The sequence below is a fragment of the Acinetobacter sp. YH18001 genome, from assembly GCF_013416975.1.
In the GTDB taxonomy this organism is placed as follows: Bacteria; Pseudomonadota; Gammaproteobacteria; order Pseudomonadales; family Moraxellaceae; genus Acinetobacter; species Acinetobacter pseudolwoffii.
This window is the reverse complement of sequence record NZ_VPEU01000068.1, coordinates 1-7,578: the sequence shown is the minus strand read 5'-3', so window position 1 is coordinate 7,578 and position 7,578 is coordinate 1. Positions and strand designations below refer to the sequence as shown.

Below are 7,578 nucleotides of genomic sequence, written 5' to 3'. Positions count from 1 at the left end.
CGTAAAACGGACACGCAGAAGCGGGCAAAGCTCGATCTAGGATACTTATTTGACGATTTAAAACACGAATTAACGAAGACTTATCATTTTGAGGCTTGATATAAACACTGTTTATTGTGAAAATAGAGTTCAGGTACCAGCCTTAGTGTGAAATCATAACGGTCGCTAAACCTTATGATCTTCGTTATTAGATGGTTGTGACATCAAATAACTGCGTACCGTAGAATTTACTGGAAAACCCCTCTAAGTTGCAAGACTTAGAGGGGTTTTTGTTTATAATTTTAAATTACAAATTACTTATCCTTGTTTAAAGCAAATTTTCGCTTCTTAATCACAGTAATTGGCTTTTCTTGTGGAGCCATATTTTTCTGAATGGCTACCTGCTTCATTTCTAGTGGCACAGCACTATTTTCAGTAGACTTTGGACTAGATTCTTTAGGCTTTGAATCTGTTGGCTTTTGCAAAGTTGCTTCTTTATTTTTAATTTTTATATAAATTGCATGTACGACCACATTGTGCTCTTTTATCTCTCTATTTTTGCTCTTTATTTTTTTATATTGTTCTTTAAAAGGCTTTATAAAATCCTTGATAGTTGATAGCAGTAGAGCTTCGTCGGGGTGTATATCGGCCAGTGTTTTTGGTGCTTCCATTTGCATAAAATCAATGAAATTTAAAGGAAATTTTTCAATAATTTCAGGCGTCGCAAAACTAATAAAATCATATCCATGATAAGAAATTACAGCATACTTCGTATCCTGCTTAATCGGATGTTTGATATATCCCCTTACGGTCGCTTCCCCTTGATCCAATAGCTTCTTTAGATAGAAATCCTTGATGTGATTCTCTGAAAATCTACTTTTTCTATAAAAAATAATCTTCTTATTAATATCTTCTCGCTCTTCTATTTCATCAACATGATCTAACTTATGACTAAATTCAATAAATTGAGCATGATGATATTCAGCAAGTTCAGAAGTCCAAATTAAGAGTTGTGCAAGATTATCAGACTTAATAATCTCAATATCATTTAAATCAAGCTTCTTCATTAGTGCAAGCTCTTCCTGCTTGAACTCTTTTCTTTCTAAACTTGACCGCTTCAACATAACAACTTCCTTAACTTTTACTAATTTCAAAACATTAAAAACAATTCTGAATGGTCACTTAACCAAAAATCTCTGAATGGCTATCTAACTGGTGTAATTCTAAAACATCATCACCTACGAGCCTATAAATTAAGACTAAATCGGGTTTAACGTGGCAATCTCGACAATTTTTAAACTCAGCACCACCTTTTAATGGGTGATCTAGGTATTTTTCAGGCAATGGACTATTAGCGACTAAACAGGCCAGTACCTCGGCCCATTCAGCCGTAACCAAATCTAAGTAACGTCTTTTAATATCTCGTTTAAATGAGCTGGTTACGATGATTTTTCGTTTAGCCATTAGCTTCTTCCGACATTGCTTGAATGGCTTCTTCTACTGTTTCGTACTCGGTGTACTCGCCATTTTCAATCTCTTTTAAAGATTGAAGTAACTTGGCTGCTGCTTTAGGAGTTAAAGCAGGTTCTCGTGCATAGTCAAAAGACAAAGGAATCGCTTTAGTTTTAACGATTTGATTCAAGAACAGTTTGAATGCTTGAGGCATAGTCAAACCATAGTCTTCCAAAATAGGAGTAACTTTTTCTTTTAGTTCTGCCTCTAAACGCATATTGAAATTGACTGCGGACATGGTTAATCCCTCCAAGAACCAATAATGTAAAGATAATATAAGGCATTATCTTTACTTTTTCATTACTTTTAATGTAAGAATATAAGTATCGAAGTTCCAATTATTGCCATAACAGAATTTTAATTTTTATTTTCGGATTCCACTATTTAGGGTCTATCACGCAAAAATCTTTATCGTTTCCATATCCGCACTGCTCTTTCATCACTCGGACGCAAGTTTTAGATTCACCATTAACTTTGCAGCTTCCAATATCAAACTGTATACCTTGCTGTCTTAGGCTCTCGATCTGCGGGATATTGCCTAAAGGTTTGATATAAACACTAAATAACCAAGTCATGGCTAGCATCAAAATGGCAAAGATGCCTAGAACAATGGCAATGAGCTTCCATGAAAATTGATCACTGGCTGATTCAATTGAATTATTCAAGCGTCCAAGTGCTTTGGCGGTCTTAATCAGCTCCGCTGTGCCCTCTTGTAAACCCGTATTTAGCGATTTTGATACGGTGCTATGGGTTTGCCCTGCAATAACCTTCTGAATGCGTTCTTCGGTGATTTGAAGCTCTTTAACGGCCTGATTAACTAGGTTCTGCTGTTGTTCTGCAACTGCCATCAATGCATATAACTTTTTTTCATCAGGTGTCATCGGCTCATCCCTCTAAACTTCATTGTTTTCTGTTGCTCTCGTTCTAATTTCTGCTGTTCTTTGTACTGTTCCAAAGCAAGCTGTTTGAAGCTATCAAAATCAGCCTTAAAGCTCTCAATACCTTGTTTAATTTCTTTGTCTGAAATTGGGCTGTCTTTGAGGTCTTGGAGGTCTTTTTTCGGGTCGCCTAAGTCTAGCCCTACAAGCTCTTTATGGGCTGTACGCGACTGTTGCAGGGCTTCCCTGATTTCAGGATTCTTCGCTTGGCTTGGTAGCAGTTTCTTTTCAGGTTCTTTGTCTATGCCTTGCTCTTTGTAGCTTCGCATATCAATACGGCTGTCAATTTGATGTCTTTCTAAATGGCTGTTGCATAAATCTGCCCATCTTTGGCGTAGGTCTTTAATATCGGTTTTTCGTTCCTGGTAACTCTTGCCTGTATTATCTTTTTTAGCTCCGCCACGTTCAGGATTTTTGCCGTTATAGCGTTTGAAATATTGCTCTGGATCTCGTTCGATTCCATCTTGCAGACGTTCATTAAACATGAGGTGGACGTGGGGCTGATCGTTGCCGTCCATTGCTTTAGGGTTATGAATCGCAAACTGATACGGATATCTTGAACCGATCTCGGACTGAATGAAGTCCTCAACCAGTTCTAGGCGTTGCTCAGCATTCATTTCTCTCGGTAGGGCAATTTCATATTCTCGATAGGTACTGCCATTTTTGCGCTCGTAAAGGTCGGCTGCCTGCCAGAAGTTAATCGGATTATGTTCTGCCCATTTCGGCATGTTTCCATAGTCACTATGTTCAAGGTCAGTTTTAGCCTGTTCCTCTTTTTTCTTTTTTTCTTCATCTCGATCTATATATTCGGCATGCGGTGCTGCCTTGCCTGCCTTACCGACTTTGACACTTAAACGAGCAATCGCCATTAGGTTTTATCCTGTTCCTTTTTTTGGTTGCGTTCCTTCTTAAACGCTCTTTGATCGAGTATCGAAGCAAGCACCATAATGAGGATGAGTAGCGGTGCTGCGATAACGCCAAAAATAATATCTTTGATCTTTCCCAATACCTGTTTTAGTTGCATGTTGTTGCTCCTAGTTTTGGTACTTCTTTTTTTCATTCAATTTTCAATTGAACGAAAAAAAGAAGTTTCAGGGTTTTAGGGATGAAGTCCCTAACGTGCTTAGGTTTCTCTACGAAGTAGAGAAACGTCTAAGCGCGCCATCAAAAATTTGATGGAAGTACAGGCGAGAATCTCTAGAACGAACTTTAACAAAATTGCGTACATTGGACGTAATTATTTTGTTATCGTTCTTTGAGTATTGAGCTTGTACTTTTGCGGTATCTGAATTAAGGAATTGAATATGAATAATGAATGGCTGTCTGAAAAAGTTACCTACATTTCAGCTTTAAAGAATCCCAGTGATGCACAGAAACTTTTATTAGAATTAGCTCAACTCCAATACCGTACACCCGACCAAGAGAAAAAACTGAATGCCTTGATCAAAGCTGAAAAAGCTATAGACCGGGCGAATAAGCAAAAAATAGCAGTTAGAAAATTATTGAATGTGGAAAGGGAAGCTGAACGTAAAGCTCGTACACGTCACCTCATCCAATTAGGTGCACTTTTTGAAATTGCCAACCTAGATAAAAGAGATCCTGCCGAATTGCTTGGAGTTCTTCTTAAAACTGCGGAAATAGATCCAAACGATATGAAATGGCAAATTTGGAAAGAGTTAGGACAAGAAACTCTCAATTTACGTAAAATACGTTAATTTTTATAATATAATCTAGGTGTTATCAATAGTTTCTTTTCTATGTGAATGTCAGCATGGATTAGGAATATCTCTTATGAAGAAGATCCTGTCAGGATGATGGGTTTTCTTTATTTATCTTACAAATTCTGAAAATATCTATACGTTGCCATCATTCTTATCTTTTTTGCAGCATTTATCGCTGGAGAATGAATAACCCTCATATCCATTAAATACACATCCCCTTGTACGCCAGTTAATTCAATGATCTCTAATTTTTTATTCTGAAAATCAAAAGGCTGATTTAATATTTTCGTACTCAATAAATGATTCAGCTGACTTGAAGAAGATCGTTCAGTTAAATGATGTGAACCTTTCAAAACTAGAGTTCCACCACCATGAGGTTGAATATCATCAATGATTAAAAAAAATTGCAGTGACTCAAAAGCTGTTGAATGTGAATCGACATGCCATTTTAAATCATTCAGTGTCCATTTTTCCTGTTGAGGTAATGTCAGTAGAAGTTGCTGTTTCTGATCAGAGTAAAACTTTTTAGCAAAAATTTTGAATACAACTTCACCCAAAATATCTGAATATTTTTCTAAAGTTTTTGGCTGTTTAACTGTTCTGGACAACATGACAATCTGTTGAAAATGACTCAATTTTTTCAATTCTTTAGAGATTATTTTATTATTTTCATAAATTTTTAAACGTTTCAGTTCTTCAACCAAACTCTCTTTGATTAAATTTACTTCTTTTTTATCAATAAACTGAGATAGCTTAACAATTCCATCAACACTTAAGTCAGTTTTAATTTGTTTTAACTTTATTTGATCCAAATCGGCTCCATTATGATTCATTTTAAAAATTTCCAATCCCTAAGATTCAATCAGCTCTACTTAGGCAATAGCCTTAAGAGGCACTTGCAAAACTCCACAAACAGCCTGAATTAACATTTTTTGAAAAAAGTTGTAGATGTTAAAATGAGCTTCTAAACCAACACCCTAACATCTACAGCATGAATACTACATTAAGCCCTTTTCTCAAACAACGGTTTCAAGCCTTACAATACGAACTTATTCCTTTAGTCGCAGCCGATTTAGACGGCATCAGCTCAAAGCTCGAACGCATTATTCGTGTGCTCGAGTGGAGTGACATCGAATCCTTGGTATACCAATATCAAGGGTGTGCTGTGGGAAGACCTCCTGCTGACCGCTGCGCTTTGGCATGTGCCTTTATTGCAAAAGCTGAACTTGGTATCGTCACCACACGGGGCTTGATTGAACGCCTAGAAGTTGATCGTAGATTGCGGCGAATTTGCGGCTTCAATCTGTATAAAAAACTACCCAGCGAAGGGACATTTAGCCGTGTTTTTGCTGAATTTGCAGCGCGTAAACTAACCACTCGCGTTCATGAGCAGATGGTGAAGTCCAATCTTGCGGATACGTTAATCGGTCATATTAGCCGTGATGCAACCATGATTCCAGCACGCGAAGGTGTTGAGAAAATAGTTCTCCCTCCTGTTGTAAAACCGCCTGCCAAAAAACGAGGTCGCCCTGCATTCAACTCGCCTAAGACCTTGACCACTAAAATATTAACTGCCATTCAGATTCAACTCACACAGACACTTCCTGAAATGCTCCGAGATTTACCTACGGGCTGTTCTGTTGGCACAAAAACGAACTCAAAAGGGTATTCTGAGAGTACCAAAGGCTACAAGCTTCATTTAGATACAGCATGTTGTGGTGTAGTGATCAGTGCTTATCTGACGGGTGCGGTCGTTCATGATAGTCGTGTTGCCCTGCCGTTATCGTTGATGAGTGAACAGCGTGTTACGGCATGTTATGAGCTGATGGATGCAGGTTATTGTAGTACGGATATTCGAGAGTTTGTGAGATCAAGAGGTCGTGTTCCGTTGATTGATCACAACAAGCGTCAGGGTGAAAAAATAGAATTTTGCAAAGCGGAAGCACAGCGATATAAAACCCGTAGCAGTGCTGAACGCAGTAATGCCCGTTTAAAGGATGAGTTTGGCGGTCGGGTGATTTATTATCGAGGTCACGCTAAGGTGATGAGTCATTTGATGTTTGGTTTGATTGCTCAAACAGCCGATCAATTGATGCGACTTTTGAGGTGACGACAAGGCAATTGATTAAGTGCTTAATGATTGAATATTTGACACAGGTCAACGCATCAGCTTGTTTAAGATATGGAGAAACAAGATGATTGATCCCTAAAATCATAGCGCAACTCGGGTTTGATTAAAAAAAAGCCTCTTTTTTAAGAGGAGCTACAGCTGTGTCGGCTGGGACAATAATTTTGCAAGTTCTTCATCATTAATATTTAATTTAGTTATACCTTATATAAATGAAAAATATTATCTTATCCTTAAGTTTTATCTTACCTGTTATTTGTCATGCTGAACCTAAGTGGGAACTTATCGGTGTTACTATCAAAGATAAGCAAAAAGAAACTCTCAATAAAATATACTTAGACAGAGATTCAATAAAAAATGATTACAACAACGATTACAACGACATTCGATCTTTTGATTTAAAAACAACCACATTAGGTGGAAAAAGTACTGTAAATAATTTTACTATCATGTGTTCAAAAGGATATGCCAAGTCTAATTACTATGCAGTAAGTACTAATGAACCACTAAAGATTGAAAAAAAATGGGGAAAAATTTTTAGCAGAAATACTGTTTTTGGGAATATAAAAACAATGGAAATGATTGCATTTCCTGAAGTATGTGCTGATAGACTATGGAAAAATAACGATGTGAATACAATTGAATTTGATAACAGAGAAGCTGGGGTACTACATAAATAATAGCCTAAGCAGAATATATATTGGTATCTCAGAAAACAGCCCCACATTTTCATAAAACAAAAAAATAAATGCTCTCAACTTCTCAACTCGCCCCCAAAGCGTCGCACTTCGTGCTTTGGCTTTGGAAACGGTTGAGAGAGTTTCGGCAATACTCACCCTAAGGGCCGTCATTTAAAAAAATGACACATCCCCTAAGTACTGCCGATGTTCCGTATATATTTGGCTTCGGAGCCACGTATATCGGTCGTATCCGCACATAGCTTTGCAAACTATGCAGACAAGGACTCAAAGTCTTGCACTTCGCTCCACGCGCTCCCTGTCGTTACATTGCCTGTATCTCTGCGAGGGTTTCCCCAACGTACAACTTAACAAGTCCTATGTAACTACTCCCAACGCTCCGCCTATGTGAAGTTCCCCTGTAAGCGGTTTAGCCTTTCGACTATAGCTACAATACGCCAGTGACACTTATTCCTACCACACGTACTGCATGCCAACCGTAAAACGGACACGCAGAAGCGGGCAAAGCTCGATCTAGGATACTTATTTGACGATTTAAAACACGAATTAACGAAGACTTATCATTTTGAGGCTTGATATAAACACTGTTTATTGTGAAAATA

General features: G+C 37.8%; 10 protein-coding genes. 3 read left to right on the top strand and 7 right to left on the bottom strand.

The genetic code is table 11. The annotated features are described in order from the left end of the window. Window positions 1-293: 293 nt before the first annotated feature. From FTV48_RS13605 to FTV48_RS13580, 6 genes are all read right to left on the bottom strand, one after another. Entirely contained in the window at window positions 294-1,103 is an 810-nt protein-coding gene (locus FTV48_RS13605) for a hypothetical protein (protein ID WP_180000703.1), read from the bottom strand. A gap of 58 nt (window positions 1,104-1,161) precedes the next feature. Further along, window positions 1,162-1,443 (bottom strand): type II toxin-antitoxin system YafQ family toxin, encoded by a 282-nt coding sequence (locus FTV48_RS13600; protein WP_180000702.1) that lies wholly within the window; start codon window positions 1,441-1,443, stop codon window positions 1,162-1,164. Beyond that, complete coding sequence (locus FTV48_RS13595) at window positions 1,436-1,729, bottom strand: type II toxin-antitoxin system RelB/DinJ family antitoxin (protein WP_180000700.1); 294 nt, start codon at window positions 1,727-1,729, stop codon at window positions 1,436-1,438. The genes FTV48_RS13600 and FTV48_RS13595 overlap by 8 nt, the downstream gene beginning before the upstream one ends. Before the next feature lie 142 nt (window positions 1,730-1,871). Next, window positions 1,872-2,372, bottom strand: a complete 501-nt coding sequence (locus FTV48_RS13590; protein ID WP_180000698.1) for a hypothetical protein — start codon at window positions 2,370-2,372, stop codon at window positions 1,872-1,874. Further along, complete coding sequence (locus tag FTV48_RS13585; RefSeq protein WP_180000696.1) at window positions 2,369-3,298, bottom strand: MobA/MobL family protein; 930 nt, start codon at window positions 3,296-3,298, stop codon at window positions 2,369-2,371. Before FTV48_RS13585 ends, FTV48_RS13590 begins: the two co-directional genes overlap by 4 nt. Continuing rightward, window positions 3,298-3,453 carry a hypothetical protein gene (locus tag FTV48_RS13580; protein ID WP_180000695.1) on the bottom strand — a complete coding sequence of 52 codons (156 nt, stop codon included), beginning with the start codon at window positions 3,451-3,453 and terminating at the stop codon, window positions 3,298-3,300. The genes FTV48_RS13585 and FTV48_RS13580 overlap by 1 nt, the downstream gene beginning before the upstream one ends. Before the next feature lie 280 nt (window positions 3,454-3,733). Between FTV48_RS13580 and FTV48_RS13575 the strand changes: the two genes are divergently transcribed. Beyond that, window positions 3,734-4,144, top strand: a complete 411-nt coding sequence (locus tag FTV48_RS13575; protein ID WP_180000693.1) for a conjugal transfer protein TraD — start codon at window positions 3,734-3,736, stop codon at window positions 4,142-4,144. A 119-nt stretch (window positions 4,145-4,263) separates the two neighbouring features. Here FTV48_RS13575 and FTV48_RS13570 read toward each other — a convergent pair whose 3' ends face one another. After that, complete coding sequence (locus tag FTV48_RS13570) at window positions 4,264-4,983, bottom strand: phytanoyl-CoA dioxygenase family protein (protein ID WP_087554354.1); 720 nt, start codon at window positions 4,981-4,983, stop codon at window positions 4,264-4,266. 158 nt (window positions 4,984-5,141) lie between these two features. Between FTV48_RS13570 and FTV48_RS13565 the strand changes: the two genes are divergently transcribed. Continuing rightward, a complete protein-coding gene (locus FTV48_RS13565; protein ID WP_004907341.1) occupies window positions 5,142-6,260 on the top strand; it encodes an IS1182 family transposase in 1,119 nt (372 codons plus the stop codon). A 230-nt stretch (window positions 6,261-6,490) separates the two neighbouring features. Next, entirely contained in the window at window positions 6,491-6,958 is a 468-nt protein-coding gene (locus FTV48_RS13560) for a hypothetical protein (protein ID WP_180000691.1), read from the top strand. Window positions 6,959-7,578 lie beyond the last annotated feature (620 nt).